Source organism: Fibrobacterota bacterium, assembly GCA_019509785.1.
Classification (GTDB): domain Bacteria; phylum Fibrobacterota; class Fibrobacteria; order UBA11236; family UBA11236; genus Chersky-265.
This window is the reverse complement of sequence record JAEKLQ010000026.1, coordinates 26,337-41,310: the sequence shown is the minus strand read 5'-3', so window position 1 is coordinate 41,310 and position 14,974 is coordinate 26,337. Positions and strand designations below refer to the sequence as shown.

18 protein-coding genes are annotated in these 14,974 nt (G+C 62.4%); 5 read left to right on the top strand and 13 right to left on the bottom strand.

The annotated features are described in order from the left end of the window. Positions 1 to 846, top strand: coding sequence for a hypothetical protein (locus tag JF616_05380; GenBank protein ID MBW8887175.1), 846 nt, complete (start codon positions 1 to 3; stop codon positions 844 to 846). Here JF616_05380 and JF616_05375 read toward each other — a convergent pair. The 9 genes from JF616_05375 to JF616_05335 all read right to left on the bottom strand — a co-directional run bounded on the left by JF616_05375 (position 843) and on the right by JF616_05335 (position 9,450). After that, complete coding sequence (locus JF616_05375) at positions 843 to 2,048, bottom strand: NAD(P)/FAD-dependent oxidoreductase (GenBank protein ID MBW8887174.1); 1,206 nt, start codon at positions 2,046 to 2,048, stop codon at positions 843 to 845. The genes JF616_05380 and JF616_05375 overlap by 4 nt on opposite strands. 10 nt (positions 2,049 to 2,058) lie before the next feature. Then, positions 2,059 to 2,781, bottom strand: coding sequence for a uracil-DNA glycosylase (gene ung, locus JF616_05370; GenBank protein MBW8887173.1), 723 nt, complete (start codon positions 2,779 to 2,781; stop codon positions 2,059 to 2,061). A 45-nt stretch (positions 2,782 to 2,826) separates the two neighbouring features. Then, complete coding sequence (locus JF616_05365; protein MBW8887172.1) at positions 2,827 to 4,683, bottom strand: UbiD family decarboxylase; 1,857 nt, start codon at positions 4,681 to 4,683, stop codon at positions 2,827 to 2,829. 1 nt (position 4,684) lies between these two features. Continuing rightward, positions 4,685 to 5,473 carry an ABC-2 family transporter protein gene (locus JF616_05360; protein MBW8887171.1) on the bottom strand — a complete coding sequence of 263 codons (789 nt, stop codon included), beginning with the start codon at positions 5,471 to 5,473 and terminating at the stop codon, positions 4,685 to 4,687. After that, on the bottom strand, positions 5,473 to 6,267 hold the full coding sequence (locus tag JF616_05355; GenBank protein ID MBW8887170.1) for an ABC-2 family transporter protein: 795 nt from the start codon (positions 6,265 to 6,267) through the stop codon (positions 5,473 to 5,475). The genes JF616_05360 and JF616_05355 overlap by 1 nt, the downstream gene beginning before the upstream one ends. Beyond that, positions 6,264 to 7,265, bottom strand: coding sequence for an ATP-binding cassette domain-containing protein (locus JF616_05350; protein MBW8887169.1), 1,002 nt, complete (start codon positions 7,263 to 7,265; stop codon positions 6,264 to 6,266). Before JF616_05350 ends, JF616_05355 begins: the two co-directional genes overlap by 4 nt. Then, entirely contained in the window at positions 7,262 to 7,642 is a 381-nt protein-coding gene (locus JF616_05345) for a RidA family protein (GenBank protein ID MBW8887168.1), read from the bottom strand. Before JF616_05345 ends, JF616_05350 begins: the two co-directional genes overlap by 4 nt. Positions 7,643 to 7,695: 53 nt before the next feature. Further along, positions 7,696 to 8,877: a beta-N-acetylglucosaminidase domain-containing protein gene (locus tag JF616_05340; GenBank protein ID MBW8887167.1), complete on the bottom strand. Its 1,182-nt coding sequence runs from the start codon at positions 8,875 to 8,877 to the stop codon at positions 7,696 to 7,698. A 69-nt stretch (positions 8,878 to 8,946) separates the two neighbouring features. Then, positions 8,947 to 9,450, bottom strand: coding sequence for a response regulator (locus JF616_05335; GenBank protein MBW8887166.1), 504 nt, complete (start codon positions 9,448 to 9,450; stop codon positions 8,947 to 8,949). A gap of 264 nt (positions 9,451 to 9,714) precedes the next feature. Between JF616_05335 and JF616_05330 the strand changes: the two genes are divergently transcribed. The 4 genes from JF616_05330 to JF616_05315 are packed head-to-tail and all read left to right on the top strand — an operon-like array spanning position 9,715 to position 12,033. Then, entirely contained in the window at positions 9,715 to 10,050 is a 336-nt protein-coding gene (locus JF616_05330) for a killer suppression protein (protein MBW8887165.1), read from the top strand. Beyond that, on the top strand, positions 10,031 to 11,116 hold the full coding sequence (locus JF616_05325) for a HigA family addiction module antidote protein (GenBank protein ID MBW8887164.1): 1,086 nt from the start codon (positions 10,031 to 10,033) through the stop codon (positions 11,114 to 11,116). Before JF616_05330 ends, JF616_05325 begins: the two co-directional genes overlap by 20 nt. Positions 11,117 to 11,129: 13 nt before the next feature. After that, on the top strand, positions 11,130 to 11,600 hold the full coding sequence (locus JF616_05320; GenBank protein MBW8887163.1) for a response regulator: 471 nt from the start codon (positions 11,130 to 11,132) through the stop codon (positions 11,598 to 11,600). 55 nt (positions 11,601 to 11,655) lie between these two features. Beyond that, positions 11,656 to 12,033, top strand: a complete 378-nt coding sequence (locus JF616_05315; GenBank protein ID MBW8887162.1) for a response regulator — start codon at positions 11,656 to 11,658, stop codon at positions 12,031 to 12,033. Positions 12,034 to 12,084: 51 nt separating this feature from the next. On the opposite strand, the gene JF616_05310 is transcribed toward JF616_05315, so the two are convergent. The 4 genes from JF616_05310 to JF616_05295 form a co-directional block, all read right to left on the bottom strand. After that, on the bottom strand, positions 12,085 to 12,852 hold the full coding sequence (locus tag JF616_05310) for an SDR family oxidoreductase (GenBank protein ID MBW8887161.1): 768 nt from the start codon (positions 12,850 to 12,852) through the stop codon (positions 12,085 to 12,087). 11 nt (positions 12,853 to 12,863) lie between these two features. Continuing rightward, a complete protein-coding gene (folB, locus tag JF616_05305; protein MBW8887160.1) occupies positions 12,864 to 13,223 on the bottom strand; it encodes a dihydroneopterin aldolase in 360 nt (119 codons plus the stop codon). A gap of 29 nt (positions 13,224 to 13,252) precedes the next feature. Further along, entirely contained in the window at positions 13,253 to 13,855 is a 603-nt protein-coding gene (locus tag JF616_05300; GenBank protein ID MBW8887159.1) for an NUDIX domain-containing protein, read from the bottom strand. Positions 13,856 to 14,304: 449 nt separating this feature from the next. Further along, positions 14,305 to 14,952: an LON peptidase substrate-binding domain-containing protein gene (locus JF616_05295; GenBank protein MBW8887158.1), complete on the bottom strand. Its 648-nt coding sequence runs from the start codon at positions 14,950 to 14,952 to the stop codon at positions 14,305 to 14,307. Between the last annotated feature and the right edge of the window lie 22 nt (positions 14,953 to 14,974).

Below are 14,974 nucleotides of genomic sequence, written 5' to 3'. Positions count from 1 at the left end.
GTGAAGAAAGGGAAGGGCATATTCTTGCGCGCGGCCTTCTGCGCGGCTTACTTCGCCGCCCTATGCGCCTTCACGGCGTTGACGGGATGCTTTACCGAAGTGGGGAATCCCGGAAAGACCCAGCAGGTCAACGCGACCTTCACCATCGATTATGCCGACGATCCTCCCGCCCTGCCGAAACTGGCATCGGCGTCCGTTGGCGGATCGGATACCATCCGCATCCTGCATTTCCGGTTCAACGTGGTGGAGGTCAACTACGTTACCTCGGCGAATGAAGATGGCCGCATCTGGAAGGTGCCCGATTCCTTGGGCCAGAACATCGATTTCACCGGCCAGGATTCATCCGCGGTCTTGCCGCCCGTGCAGGTGCCGCCGGGGGATTGGACCCTCATGAAGTTGGAATCGCGGATTCCCCTGCATGACAGCTTGCGTCCGGATACCCTCGATTTCGCCGGGTTCCGGAACCCGGGCTACATCAAGGGCACTATGTTTACTGGTGGCCGGGAAATCCGTTTCGTCTGCCAATTCCCGAATGACTACAAAATCAACCTCGTCTACACGCAAACCACCTTGGAGAAGTGGAAGCATGGCGATGCCTACGATTTGGAGTTCATCTTCTTCGCGAAAAAATGGCTCTCGGCCATCCAATTATCCCAGGCCCCCGCTTTCCCGGATCGTTCCGGCGACCCGGTGGTCGTCATCGATCAGGAACACAATGCGGATCTGTACCAAATCCTATGGGACAGCTTCTTCAAGTCCTTCAATTCGGACAAGGTCTGGAAGGAAAATCCGGTGAACTGGCCCGCCCAGGCCGCCCTTGGCAAGCCATCGACCGCGGTCTTTTAGATCAGGCTGCGCATCTTCCAGATGAGGGACGGCGTCGACCACAAGGTGGTCAAGAAAATGCGGCTCATGGTCACCTTTTCCGCCGGGATCTTCGCCAGGCTTCCCGCCGCCTTATCGAAGGTAGCGTCGGAGATACCCATGAATGCGGCCTTGGCCTTGTGGATGCGGATGTTGGCGTTACCGTAGGCCTCATCCCATCCGTCCTTATAGGCCCGGTAGTGGGACGCCTTCTCCGTTTCGTCGCCCAACTCGATAACCTGAAGGGCCGCCTGGGCCGCCAGTTGGCCGCCCTTCATGGCTTCGAGAATGCCCGCGCGGCTGATGGGATTCACCATGTTAGCCGCATCCCCGGCCTTGAAGAGATTATCCACGGCGAGGGGATCGGCGGTATAACCGCAGGGGATGGCTCCGCCATGATAAAGCTCTACCTTGGCCTTGGGATAGGTCCTGGCCAGGAAGTCCTGGAGGGCCTTCCGCGCGGGGGCCTCCCGCGCGAACTTCTTGCCGACCACCAAGCCTACGTTGGCGATGTGCTTGTCCCGGGGAAAGAGCCAAGCGTAGCCGCCGGGCGCGTAATTCTTCCCGAAGAACATCTGGATATAGTTCACGGGATACTCGATGCCGCTCAACAGCGCGAAGAGGGAAGGTTCGACGTCGAAGTCGCCTTGGGTGATCTTTTCCCCCGCCCCGAATCCAGCTCCGGGTCCACTGGCATCGATGACCACGCGCGCCTTGATCTCCTGATTGTCTTCCCCTTCGATCTTGATCCGGCGGCGGCCGTTCTCTAGCCGCGATACCGCCGTGGCGCGCGCCCGGAAATTGCAGTGGGCGCCGCGGCGTCGGGCCTCCTCGGCGAGGTTCTTGTGCATCAGGGCGCGATCGATGAGCAGGCCGCTTCCTTCGCGCTGGAAAGTCACTCGCGTGCCATTGGGCGAAACGAAAACGACCCCGTCGATGGGCTCGCGGATCCAGGCCGGCTCCAGCTTGGGGACCAGATCCCGCAGGCCCTGGGCCGAGACGCCTTCGCCGCACGCGACGGGTTCGCGCCATGGATCGCGTTTATCGAGCAGCGCGATCGAATAGGGCTTGGAACGACCCACGTTGGCGCCCGCCAGGTTGATCGCCGCCAGCAGCCCGGCCGGGCCGGCGCCGATCACCGCGAAATCGTATTCGGATAACAGCGGATCCTTCATGAGGGGCATAAATGTAGTGTCAGAGGCGCCAATCGATGGGATCGCGGCCTTCCTTTTCCAGGAAGGCGTTTGCCTTGGAGAAGTGGCGGCATCCGAAGAAGCCGCGATCGGCGGAAAAGGGCGAAGGGTGCGCCGCCTTCAAGACATGATGCCGGGAAGGATCGATGATGGATCCTTTTTCCTGCGCGGGCTTGCCCCACAGCAGGAAGACCAGACCCTGCTTGGCATCGTTGAGGGCCTGCACCGCGGCGCCGGTGAAGATCTCCCAGCCCTTGCCGTGATGCGAGGCCGGCTGTCCCGCGCGCACCGTGAGGCAAGCGTTGAGGAGCAGCACGCCCCGTTCCGCCCAGGCTTCCAGGCAGCCATGGTCCGGCATCTCGAAGCCCCCCGGCACCGCGTGGGTATCCGCCCTCAGTTCCTTGAAGATGTTGACCAGGCTGGGCGGCGGCTTCACGCCGCGTTGGACCGAAAAGCTGAGGCCATGTGCCTGGCCGGGGCCATGATAAGGATCCTGCCCGAGGACGACCACTTTCACCTTATCGAAGGGGGTCTTGTTGAAGGCATTGAAGATGAACGGACCGGGGGGATAGACGATTTCCCCGTTGGCTTTTTCTTCCTTGAGGAAGGCTTTGAGGGCCGCGAAATAAGGCTTACGGAATTCCTCTCCCAAGCGGCTTTTCCACGAAGGTTCGATCTTGGGATCGATAGAGGCGGACGGGGATTCCAACGCGCTATGCGACATGGGACCAAACTTAAGTCTTGGGGAGGGCGACGGCAATTGGAAAGCTCAAAACAAGCCGTGCAGATCCCCGCCGCGGGCCGCGCGCTCTTCCACGCGGCGAACCACCTCCGGATCCGGTTCCAGGACCGGGGCATGGTGCGGCTTGATGCGCGCGTCCAGGATCAAGGTTCCGCGGCAGCCCCAATGCTTGTCCTCGGTAAAGGCTCCCACGCCATGCAGGTCGCGGGCGGGATCGGAACGCGTGAAGGACGTCCACAGGAAGTTACCCAGGTTGGCGGAAGCGAAAGCCGCGTCATCGACGAGCACGGCCAAAGGAAAACCCGTCAATGCATGCTCCCCGCCGGGCGGGTAGCGGCCTTCCCAAACGGCGAGCAAGCGCGTGACATCGCGGCGGGCCTCCTGCGCATCGCGATATGGAGGGGCGGACAGGACCAGGACTCCCGGCAGCGGGCATCCGGCCCGCGGGAATCCATCCGGCAGGGATTGTTCCGCGTCGGCGGGAACCGTTGCCGCCAAGGCGCGCCGCGCCGGACCAGCCGCGGCGATTACCACCTTCGATCCCTCGTTCAAGGCCGTGCCGCTGTAGTCCAAGGTATCCATGGTGGTGCAGGTCTGGAAATGCAGATCGGTCCGCCAATCGGCCCGTTCCAGAACGTGCTTCAGAAAAGCCCCCACGTCGCGGATATCCATTCCGGGCGCATCCTCGCTAGCGGCGATGAGCAGGTATTTCGCCAGGGACAATTGGCCGAATCCCAAAAGGGCATTGGCCAGTGTGAGCAGCTCGCGCGGCTTGCGGGGTGCGTATGGCACGTAGCGCTCGGCGCCCAGGGCCAGCAGCAGGGGATGCACGCCGGCGGCCTCTACGGCATGCACCGCCTTCACGCCGGGCAGGACCGCAGGCAGGACGGGGCCGGCAAGCTCGTGGATGATTTCCGCGAAGTGAGAGTCCTCCTGGGGCGGACGGCCTACCACGGTGAAGGGCCAAATTGCCCCTTCGCGGTGCCAAACCTTCTCCACTTCCAGGACCGGGAAGGGATGCGCCAGGCTGTAGTAGCCGAGATGATCCCCGAAAGGCCCTTCGGACAGGGCGCGCGCGGCATCGACGGTCCCGGTGATGCAAAAATCGGCGTCGGCGGAGAGCAGGTAACCTCCACGATACCCGTAACGGAAGCGGCGGCCGGCCATGAGCCCGGCGAAATAGGCTTCGGGCGTATCCTCGGGCAGGGGCATCACCGCGGCCAGGGCGTGGGCCGGCGGCCCGCCCACGAACACGCTTACCTTGAGTTTTTCCCCGCGCGCGATGGCAGCGTGGTGATGGATCCCGATGCCGCGGTGGATCTGATAGTGGAGGCCGGCTTCCCGCCCGGGCCGGAAAGGAGCCCCCGCCAGTTGGACGCGGTACATCCCCAGGTTGGAATGCCTCAGGCCCGGCCGATCCGGATCTTCGGTGAAGACTTGCGGCAAGGTGACGTACGGCCCGCCGTCCTTGGGCCAGGAAACGATTTGCGGCAGCCGGTCCAGGCTGGTTTCATGGGCCGCGACCGGAAGCGATGCGGTCCGCATCGGCAGCGCATGCGCGGCGGCGGATAGAGCGCGAAGATAGCGGACGGGCGACCGCGCCCATGCCATCGGGTCGGCCTTGAGGGCGAGCAGGGCCCGGGCGGAATCCAAGGTATCCCGGAACAGGTATCGGACGCGCTCGCGCGTGCCGTACAAGTTCGACACGCACGGGAAAGCCGTTCCTTTCACGCGGGTGAAAAGCAGGGCGGGCCCGCCGGCGGCATAGACGCGGCGCTGGATCTCGGCCATCTCCAGGTACGGATCGGCCTCGCCTTCGATGCGGCGCAGGCGACCGGTCCTCTCCAGATCGGCGACGGCTTGGGCCAAGGAGGCGTAACTCATCTCAGCTCGATGCGGACGAATACGCCCGCAACCCTTTCCCCCAAAACCAGGCGACGAAGGCGAACATGGCCGCCAACACCGCGGCGAAATGCAGCAGGATGCCCCATCCCGGCCCCTCCAGGAACACCCGCGCCGGGAAAGACGCCATCAGGCAAAACGGGAACACGGTAACCAGCAAACGCCGGGTCCAGCCGGTGAAGATCCCGTCCGGGCGTTCCATGAACCGGGAGAAGCTGTAGAAAATGCCGTGCAAGGAGCCGGCGGAATGCATCCAGAAAACCGGGATAATGACCAATAAATGGAGTAACCCGTTCAGGACCGCCCCCGCGGCGATCATCACCAGGAAAAGCGCGCAGGAACCGAGGCCCGGGAACTGGGGCAGTCGCGTGACGGCCCAAGCCAGGATGCCCAATGCGAAGAGCAAATTGATCAAGGAATTGGCCGCGAAGTCGCGCAAGGTGAGGAAGAACAGGGATGAGACCGGCCGCACCAGGTAATAATCCAGATCCCCATGATTCACCGCCGAGGGAAGCCACCACAGGTTGTTGGAAAAGAAAGTCATGGCGATGCCGTCCACCACCAGATAGCCCCCCAGGAAGACCAATGCCTGTTCCCGGTTCCAACCGCCCAAGGCCGAGGTCTGCAGAAAGACCACGTTGTAGAACGCGATTTGGATGCCGTAATACGCCAAGTCCATCAGCACGCGGAAAAAGAAATCGAAGCGGAACTCCATGGCCTTGGACAAGGAGAAGCGGACGAAATGCCCGTAAAGGCGCAAGTAGCGGCGCATCAGATCCCTACGCCCGCGTACGATTTCAGGCCGCGCCGCCACAACACCGCCGTCGCCGCGCCGAATATCCCGGTCCAAGCGAAAGCGGAAAGCAGGCCCGCCATCCATTCTCCCCAACCGGTCTTTCCCAGCAGGCAACGGATGGGAAAATCGATCAGGCTCCCGAAGGGAAGCCATGCCAACGCCGCGCGCGCCCAAACCGGGAAGAATGTCAGGGGGATCATGCCGCCGCCGAGCAAGGATATGGTCATCCGCACCAGGATCCACAAGCTCCACACGTTATCGGCCCAGAAGGCCACCATTTCCACCGTCGCCGACAGGAAAAAGCATAAGGTCGCCGAAGCCCCCAAAGCGATAATCCCCTGCAGGATAGAAACCGCGGAAAATCCCGCCGGCAGTCCGAAGGCGATACCGTATCCCAGTAAGATGAGCACCAATTGGCACAGGTAAACCGTGGCCTGGGCCAGGTTGGCCGCATACTTGATGCGGAAATAGGAAACCGGATAGAGTAGATAGCGGCTCAAGCCCCCGTCATAGATTTCCCCGGAAAAACCCGCCATATCCTGGACATGCCCCACCCGTTCCACCAACGGAACCAGTAGGTAGTACAACATCATTCCCCCGAAGGTATACCCGCGCAGGGTCTCCACGCCGCGCGCATGGAAAATGGCCCTCCATAGGAAATAGGCCACTCCGATCTGGCTGATCAGGGTTCCCACGAATCCGATCCAGAATTCCGCGCGATAGGAAACCAGCCGCTGCAGGTTGTTCAGGTAAAAGCGCCAGGCGATCATGCGGCCGCGCCCTTTTTCCCCAGCATGGCTTCGATCACCGTCCCGATATCTTCTTCCTCGATGCTCAGATCGGCCACGGGATAGGCTTGCAAGAGATGGGATGCCGCGGCGGCCGCATCGGCCTTATCCACCTTGACCTTGAGCAGGGTCGCGTTCCACTCCAGGATTTCCCCCGGGGCCCGGCCCGCCTCCGGCCGCGGAGGCCCGTCCGCCGGCGTTTCGCCCACCCGCAGATGCGCGGTCAGGACCTTGTGGCCCGCGTAAGCGGAGACCAGTTTCACCCGCGGCCCGTCGTACACGAGTTCGCCGTCGCGCATCAACACGATGCGTTCGCAAAGCCGCTCGATATCCTCCATGTAATGGGAGGTGAGGATCATCGCGGGATTCTCCCGCCGCCGGTACTCCAGGATGAAATTACGGATGGCCCTTTGCGCGGCCAGGTCCAGTCCGATGGTCGGCTCGTCCAGGAACACCACCTTGGGCTGATGCAAGAGCGCGGCGATCAATTCCATCTTCATGCGTTCGCCCAGGGACAGCCGGCGGATTTGGATGCCCAGCTTGTCCCCGATTTGCAAAGCCTCGACGAGGGCGTCCAGGTTGGCCCGGAAGCGATCCTTAGGTACTTGGTAGATTTCCCGCAAGAGCATGAAGCCGTCGCCCGCGGGCAAGTCCCACCAGAGCTGCGCCTTCTGCCCCATGATCAGGGCGATCTGCCGGCGGAATTCGTTCTTCCTTTGCCACGGCACGTGGCCCAACACTTCCGCGGTCCCTCCGCTCGGATAGAGGATCCCGGACAGGGCCTTCACCAAGGTGGTCTTCCCCGCCCCGTTGGCGCCTACCAGCCCCACGATCTCCCCCGCCCCCACGTCCAGATCCGCGCCCTTCAGCGCGTGGATGGTGGTCCATTCGCGCGCGAAGAGCGCCCGCAGCGAACCCTTAAGGCCCGCCTCTTTCTTATGAACGCGGAAGGTCTTGGAGAGGCCGCGGGCCTTGATCATGCCACGACGGCGTCCGCCTCGATCTCGACCAGCATGGCGGGATCGATCAGCTTGGCGACCTGCACCATGGTGGTGGCGGGACGGATCGAACCGAAAACTTCGCCGTGGGCCTTGCCGGCGGCTTCCCATTGCGTGATATCGGTCATGAAAATGCGCGTGCGCACGACGTTCTCGAGCGAGACGCCCGCTTGGGCGAGGGCCGCCGCGATATTGGCCAAGGCCTGCTTGGACTGCGCGAAGGTATCCCCCGTCACCTGCCCGTTCGCGTCCGTACCGGTCGTGCCCGATACGAAAACCTGGTTTCCCACGCGCACCGCGCGCGAATATCCGATGATGGGTTCCCACTTGGAACCGGTAGAGATGTTCTTTCTGGACATGGATTTCTCCGCAAGGGGTGATGCGGCAAAGGTAGCAAATGACCCGTGGCCGCTCACTTTCCGGCCAGTATTCCCGCCAGCAAGGGGCTATACCGTTTCCGGACCCATTCCTTTTCCTTTAAGCCGCCGTCCCACGCCTTCAGATCCGCGTCCAGCATGAACAAATAGGGATACCATTCCTGATGCAGCACGCCCTTCCAATCCCAGATCAGGTACTTCAAGGCCTTGCGCATGGCGGCTATCCGGAGGGGAGTCAGATCCTCGCGAACGGATTGGAAGAAAGGGGAAGCCAGGAATGGGGCCACTGCCAGGAACTCCCGCGGCACGTCATGGCGCGCCAGGCATGCCTTCCAAGCCTTAACAGCGGCCTCGCCGCGGGCATGGGCCGCCAGCAGATCCAACAGGAACCGATCGGTTGCCGGAAGCCCGGTCGGGTTGAGCAATATCCCCCGCGTCAGGGTCCAGGCTTCCCGCGTGCGCCCGACATATGGCCCGAGGAAGATCTTGTTGGGGCAATAATCGTCCGCATAGAGATTGTCCCACAAGACCAGGTTGCCTCCGAAGCGGTGGGAGAGCCAGGCGAGGGCGGATCGATCCAACCGGGGAGCGATGATGCGAGGCCCCGTCCACATCAAGGCGATCTCCGGCGGCATGGTCTGCGCCAAGTCCTCGAGATACGGATCTTTTTCGATGGGTCCCGAGGCGAATTGATCGGTATAAACCGTAGGGCAGAACCATAATCCCGTCCGCGCGTCAGCGGCGCGCAAATCGGCCTGAAGGCGGCGCAAGAGCAAGCCATGTGCTTCGCCCAGGGAACGGAAATGCCCTTTCGCCTTCGCGGGCAATGCCGCGGGGATATCGTCCATCAGCAAGGCCAAGGTGCGGCAGCCTAGGCGCTGAAAGGCCCGCAGCTTCCCCAGCAAGGCGCGATAATCCGCTTCGGATCGGTAGTCGAAAGAAAGGCCGGGAGCCATGCCGGGGATAACGTCCACCCCGCGGCGGAGTCCGGAACGGACCAAGGCCCCGAACCGGGTGCGCCAGGCGGCCGGATAAGGAACGCGCCAATCCCTACGGTGGAGCGGATCTTCCTTAGGGGCATAGAGGTACGCGGCGGAGGCGCGGCCGGCGCGGCTCCCGGCCAAATGCCCGATCAAGGCTTCGCGTTCGCCCCACCCGAACAGCCGTCCATAATAACCCTCGATGTAACCCCAAACCGATTCGGGCTTCCGCGCCATCGCCATCTCCCGGGGCCCGTCGCGCGGCTGCCGGCCGCGCCTATCGGGCGTCCCGCGAAGATAGCATTCCTACCGCGGTGGGACTTGGGCTTCCGCCGGAACCCCGTCCAAGATGGAACGGATGGTACGCACCAGGACCTTGGGCGAGAATGGCTTGGCCAGGAAGGCGACCATGCTGCTATCCAATCCGGAACGGACCGCGGGGTCATCGGGATAGCCGGAAATATACAGGACCTTCATATCCGGACGGAGGGGCACGATGCGCTTCACCAGTTCCCCTCCTCCCATCGGGCTCATCACCACGTCGGTCAGGAGAAGATGGATCTTATCCTCGTAAGCGCTTCCCACCTTCAGGGCTTCTTCCCCATCGGCGGCTTCCAGCACTTGGTAGCCCTCGACGGATAAGATGGCCCCTACCAGCTCCCGTATATAAGCCTCGTCGTCGACCAGGAGGATGGTTTCCAGGGTATTGACGATATCGTTCCTCTTCGTTTTGATATTCCCTCGCCTGCCGGTCGCGGCCCGCGCGCGGGAATGTCTGGTTTCCCGACGGTGGCGGCATACAACAATCAAAACTTTTTAAGGGCCGGATGCAATGGACGCGCATTCCGCGCAAGGGAAGTCGCGTAAGCCCGGGGCGCGGAAAGAAGTCAAGACCGGATATGGGTTCCGGCGGAACCGATGCGCCCGCTTTGGGACCTTGCCCGCGGGCGCGGACCGCGCGCGGATTAGGGAGCTTCCGGTTGAGGGCCCGGCCCACTCTCCGATATCGGAAAGCCGCGCCCGGATGGCGATCGGCCTTATTAGTTTTATTAACCCTAGGGGTTAACGATACAAATGAGAATTGTTTTCGCGACCGAAGCGCTCAAGAACGAATGCAATAACCAAGAGCTTTTGGTAAAGCGCCTGGGGGCCAACCGCGCCCGCGTGCTCCGCCAACGGCTGGACGAGCTTTTCAACGCCGATGTGCTGGCGGATATCCGCTCTTTCCCCCATATCGGCATTTCCGCCCCCGAGGGAGGCGGGGACATGGCCCTCGATTTGGGAGCGCCTTGCCGGCTCGTCTTCCGGCCGGAGGCGCCCTATCCCGGCAATGGTGGTTGGGATTGGAATAAGATAGATTCGATCATTATCGTCGCACTTCGCGGTACCGATGCCAAACCCAAGCCATAACCAATATTCGCCCGACGTCGTCTCCCCGCCGGGAGAGACCTTGAAGGAAACCCTCGAGGCCCTGTGCATGTCCCAGGCCGAGTTGGCCGAACGCATGGGACGGCCCAAGAAGACCATCAACGAGATCATCAAGGGCAAGGCCGCCCTCACTCCGGAGACCGCCCTGCAGCTCGAACGCGTGCTCGGCGTCCCGGCGGCCTTCTGGGCCAACCGCGATTACCACTTCCGCGAATTCCTGGCCAAGCGGCAAGAGCGCGAAAGGTTGCGATCGAAGGCGGGCTGGTTGGATAGCTTGCCGGTGCGCGAGATGGTAAAGCTCGGCTGGATCAAAGGGCACGCCGATAAGGTAAGGCAATTGCAGGCGGTACTGGATTTCTTCGGGGTCGCCTCGCCGGAAGTCTGGAAGCGCATTTGGTGCGGCCCCCGGGTGACCTTCCGGCGTTCGCCGGCCTATCAGAACGACCCGGGGTTGCTGGCCGGCTGGCTGCGGGTCGGCGAAATCAAGGCCCGCGGCATCACCTGCGCCCCTTTCGATGCCGGCCGTTTCACGCGCAACCTGGCCGCCATCCGCCGCCTCACCGTGAAGCCGCCCGCGCTTTGGGTCCCCGAGTTGACGCGGATCTGCGCTGATTCCGGCGTGGCCCTGGCGTTCCTGCCCGAGCCGCCGCGCCTAAGCATCAACGGCGCCACCCGTTGGCTTTCCCCGGCCAAGGCGCTGTTGCAAATGAGCCTACGCTACACCACCGACGACCAATTCTGGCTCACCTTCTTCCACGAAGCCGGCCACATCCTCCTGCACGGGAAACGCGACGTATTCCTGGAGACGGCCGGCTACAGCCGCGCCAAGGAGGAAGCCGCCGATCAATTCGCCATGCAGCATTTACTGCCCAAGGACGGTCTCTTGCGTTTCACTTCGGTCATACCGCCGGCCCGCGATGGCATCAAGCGGTTCGCGGCCGCCCAGGGATTGGCTCCAGGAGTGCTCGTGGGCCTGCTGCAGCATAGCGGGGTCTTGCACCACGCCCAATTCAATGATCTCAAAAGGCTCTTCAAGTTGGAGGCCTGAACCGGAGGCGGAAATGTTCGAACCCTCCCGCGTACCCAAACCCGATACCCAAGTCCGCCGCAAAGCCGTTCCCGTCGCCAAACCGGGAAAGAACGGGGGCGCCCGCCCGCGGGAGACCATTCTCCTGGTCGAAGACGAGCGCTCCGTGCGCGAATTCATGGCGCGCACCCTCGCCAAGCTGGGCTATCGCGTCCTGGTCGCCGAGGACGGGGAATCCGCCTTGACCCAAAGCCTAGGTTTCGCCGGCGAGATCCACCTGCTGGTCACGGACGTTATGATGCCGAACATGAACGGTAAGGATCTGGCCGACCGCCTCTGCGCATTACGGCCCCGGATCAGGGTGCTGTTCGTATCCGGATACAGCCGCGCCGATATCTGGCCTGACGTATGCGAAGATCAGACCGACTGGCTCCCAAAACCCTTCACCGTGGCCCAGTTCCAACGCAAGGTCCGCCATGTCCTGGATAGCCTCAACGAAGCATGACCGGATCGTTACAATCGTTTCCCTCTATCAAAGGTTTTATTAACCTTTAAGGTTAATGCAAAACTCAACGGGTAGGACCATCTTGCTGGTGGAGGACGAAGAGTCGGTGCGCCGCCTCATCGCGAGCATCTTGGGGATGCAATCGTATCGCGTTCTGGAAGCGGGCCATGGCGAAGAGGCCTTGGCGATCAGCGAGGGTTTCGTCGGCGACATCCACCTGCTCGTAACCGATATCATGATGCCGATCATGAACGGCCAAGAGCTCGCGACCCGGCTTTCCGCCTTACGCCCGGCCATGCCCGTGCTCTTCATAAGCGGCTACCCGGGTAAGCATGTGCCGGCTACCCTGGATCAGAATTCCGAAGTCGACTACTTGGCGAAGCCGTTCCGGGTGGATATCCTGCTGGAGAAGGTGAAGGCGCTCCTGAAGTGAGGCGCTGGCCGTCCGCGAACCCGGCAGTCCGCCTGCCGGACCCGTCCGCGATCAAGAGCGCTTGAAGTCCTCGATCTCTTTCAGCCCCAACATATAGCCCCCCGCGACGTCCAGATTCACCCCGGTGATATACGAAGCCTTTCCCGATGCCAGGAAAGCCACGGCCTCGGCGACGTCATCGCAACGGCCCAGGCGATCCAGCGGAACGTAGTCGCGCGTCCTCCGCGGCAGCTCGACGCTATTGTCGAGGATTCCCGGCGAGACCATGTTCACCCGAATTCCCCGCGGCCCCAAGGCTTGGGCCAATGATTTGGTCAGCACCAGCATTCCCGTTTTGGAGATGAGGTAAGCGGTGTTATGGGTCGATCCCGCCAAGCTGCCCACGCCCGCGTAGCCGATGTTCACGACGCTCCCTCCCGTTTCGGGGAACAGATCCAGCGTCCCTTGGATCAGATCGAAGGCGCCTACCAGATTGGTCCGTAAGGTAGCGGCGAAGTCCTGCACCGGAAAGCTCGCGAGATCCCCTGTCCGATACACGCCGACGTTGTTCACCAACAGGTCCAGCCGGCCGGAATCATTGCGCAGCCGCTCCGCCATCGCCGCCACTTGCTTGGACGAGGCCACGTCGCCTTTCACAAGGGCGCCATCCCCTCCGGCCGAGCGGATGGTTTCCAGGACTTCCGCGGCTTCGTCGCGCGAGGAGAGGTAATGCACCCAGGTGAAGTATCCTTCGGCCGCCAAGCGCAACGCGATGACCCGACCCAATCGCTTGGCCGACCCGGTTACCAAGGCGGTCTTGCCCGCTTTGCGCATAGCCATGCGCCGCGGCTTCACTGGCCCCCCGCCTTTTCAGCCGTCACCGAAGCGTAACGCGCGGCGACCAGCGCTCCCGGCTTCTTGATGGTCACGCGGCACTGGCGCACCTCCGGGAAGGCCTCCGTGATCAGCACGCAGGCGCGTTCGGCCAGCGTTTCGATCAACTGGAACTTTTCCCGTTGCATCCATTCCTCGAGCATCCCCGCCAAGCTTGTATAATCCAAGGTATGCCCGATTTGATCGGTGCGGGCGGCCGCTTCGAAATCGAGCTCCAGCCGGACGTCCACGAATAAATCCTGTTCCACCTTGCGCTCATGGGTATACACGCCCACGATGCAACGAACCTTGAGATCCTCGATCCGCATTATTCCCATTTGGCCTTCCCCGCCTTGTCCGATGCCATCTAGCAGGCTTTCCCGGACGCTTTCTCGAACGCTTTCTCAATCAAGACGCGGGTCGGGCCGTTGAGATCCATGCCCAGCGCTTCCGCCGGGCCTGCCCAGAGGTACGCGTCCGATTCGTGGTTCAGGCGCACCGGCGGCTTTACGCCGTCCACGCGCGCCATGTAATTCACCAGGATAAAATGCCTGGGCCGGTAGAATTCCGGATGCTCCACGCAATCCTGTACCATGGCGAACTCCATATCCCGCACCGCCAGCCCGGTTTCCTCGCGCGCCTCGCGCGCGAAAGCGGCTTCCATGGTTTCGCCGTAGTCGATCTTCCCGCCGGGGATGCCGTATTTCCCCGCCCATTTACGCGTGCGCACCAGGAGCACATTGCCCTCCGCATCGCGGATGAGGCCGCCCACGGTGGCCACCGGAAAATGGCGGCTCTCGGCGCAGGCGCCCTTGTCGAGAAACCTTAAGACCTCGGCGAAACTGCCTAAGCTTACTTCCGGCCTCTCCGCGGCCAGGGCTTCCGCAGAAGCGTATCCGTATGCTACCGCGATGCCGGCCACGCCCGCCGCCGCGGCCGCGCGCAGATCGTGCGGCGTATCCCCGATCATGATAGTCTCATCCTGGGCGAGTCCTTGCTCCCGCAACAGCTCCGGCAAAGCGCGCGTCTTGTCTTCCGCCGAACCCCGCACGCCCGCGAAGAAGCGCCGCAGCCCCAGGCGATCCAAAGCGTCTTCCAGCATGGCCTGGTCCAAGGTGGACAGTAAGAAAAGCTTATGCCGGCATGCCATGCAGGCGACGCCCTCGCGCACTCCCGCGTGCAAGGCTACCTCCCTTGGATAGCGCTGGCGGCACGCCGCCACGAAGGCCGACTCGATGCGCTCCCAGGGCGTTCCCGGGCAATACGTCGCGTAAAAGCCCGCCGCGGGCAAGGTGAATTCCCGTCGATAGGTCTCGAAGGGTACGGAAGGGAAGCCCGCCTCGCGGATGACCTGATCGGTGATACGCCAGGTAAGCTCCTGATCGTCGGCCAAGGTCCCGGCCCAATCGAAGACGACGTTCATTCGCCCCGCTGGGAAAGCAGGTTGAGGGCGTTCTCCATGCGGAAGGGCAAGGAGCGCAATTCCAAAAGGCGTTGCAGGTAAATCGGGGGCAGGTGCAGGCAGCCGCAGAGGAAGAGCGAATAATTTTCCCGATCGAGATCGGTGCGCACTCCGTCCAGAACGTCGCGTATGCCCCGGCTTTCCTCGGGACCGAGCACGGTCACCATCTTGAGGATGCTGGCTTCCAGCTCCGGAAGCCGATCCGTACCCGCCGCCGCTTCGACGGGTTCGTCCGAGTACTCGCGGCATTGGGCCGTCAGGTAAGGCTGGCTATCGCGATCGAAGGATTCCAGGTAAACGCGCTTGCGGCCTTTGGGGCGGATGTAGGTGTAATCCCCTTGCCGATCGACTGCATCGAAATCGACGAGGGTTCCCACCCGATAGGGCGTCGCCGTCCCTCCCACTTCCTCGCCGGAACTGATCATCGAGATTACGAATTGGGGTTTGTCCTCAAGATCCTTCAGCATCCTGATGTACCGATCCTCGAAAATCCGCAGCGGGATCTTGTGTCCGGGAAAACAGGGATTGCGTAAAGGGAAGACGGGAATGCTTCCAGGGGCCATGCCGGGAAATATAAGAAGTCCCTGGAGGACGGGGGCCGCCACCAGCCTTCTTGCTATAATATGG

What these genes read in the sequence shown, in the direction of transcription:
- JF616_05375 (MBW8887174.1), bottom strand. Translation starts at nt 2,048, where the DNA reads ATGCCCCTCATGAAGGATCCGCTGTTATCCGAATACGATTTCGCGGTG.
- ung (MBW8887173.1), bottom strand. Translation starts at nt 2,781, where the DNA reads ATGTCGCATAGCGCGTTGGAATCCCCGTCCGCCTCTATCGATCCCAAG.
- JF616_05365 (MBW8887172.1), bottom strand. Translation starts at nt 4,683, where the DNA reads ATGAGTTACGCCTCCTTGGCCCAAGCCGTCGCCGATCTGGAGAGGACC.
- JF616_05360 (MBW8887171.1), bottom strand. Translation starts at nt 5,473, where the DNA reads ATGCGCCGCTACTTGCGCCTTTACGGGCATTTCGTCCGCTTCTCCTTG.
- JF616_05355 (MBW8887170.1), bottom strand. Translation starts at nt 6,267, where the DNA reads ATGATCGCCTGGCGCTTTTACCTGAACAACCTGCAGCGGCTGGTTTCC.
- JF616_05350 (MBW8887169.1), bottom strand. Translation starts at nt 7,265, where the DNA reads ATGATCAAGGCCCGCGGCCTCTCCAAGACCTTCCGCGTTCATAAGAAA.
- JF616_05345 (MBW8887168.1), bottom strand. Translation starts at nt 7,642, where the DNA reads ATGTCCAGAAAGAACATCTCTACCGGTTCCAAGTGGGAACCCATCATC.
- JF616_05340 (MBW8887167.1), bottom strand. Translation starts at nt 8,877, where the DNA reads ATGGCGCGGAAGCCCGAATCGGTTTGGGGTTACATCGAGGGTTATTAT.
- JF616_05330 (MBW8887165.1), top strand. Translation starts at nt 9,715, where the DNA reads ATGAGAATTGTTTTCGCGACCGAAGCGCTCAAGAACGAATGCAATAAC.
- JF616_05325 (MBW8887164.1), top strand. Translation starts at nt 10,031, where the DNA reads ATGCCAAACCCAAGCCATAACCAATATTCGCCCGACGTCGTCTCCCCG.
- JF616_05320 (MBW8887163.1), top strand. Translation starts at nt 11,130, where the DNA reads ATGTTCGAACCCTCCCGCGTACCCAAACCCGATACCCAAGTCCGCCGC.
- JF616_05315 (MBW8887162.1), top strand. Translation starts at nt 11,656, where the DNA reads ATGCAAAACTCAACGGGTAGGACCATCTTGCTGGTGGAGGACGAAGAG.
- JF616_05310 (MBW8887161.1), bottom strand. Translation starts at nt 12,852, where the DNA reads ATGGCTATGCGCAAAGCGGGCAAGACCGCCTTGGTAACCGGGTCGGCC.
- folB (MBW8887160.1), bottom strand. Translation starts at nt 13,223, where the DNA reads ATGGGAATAATGCGGATCGAGGATCTCAAGGTTCGTTGCATCGTGGGC.
- JF616_05300 (MBW8887159.1), bottom strand. Translation starts at nt 13,855, where the DNA reads ATGATCGGGGATACGCCGCACGATCTGCGCGCGGCCGCGGCGGCGGGC.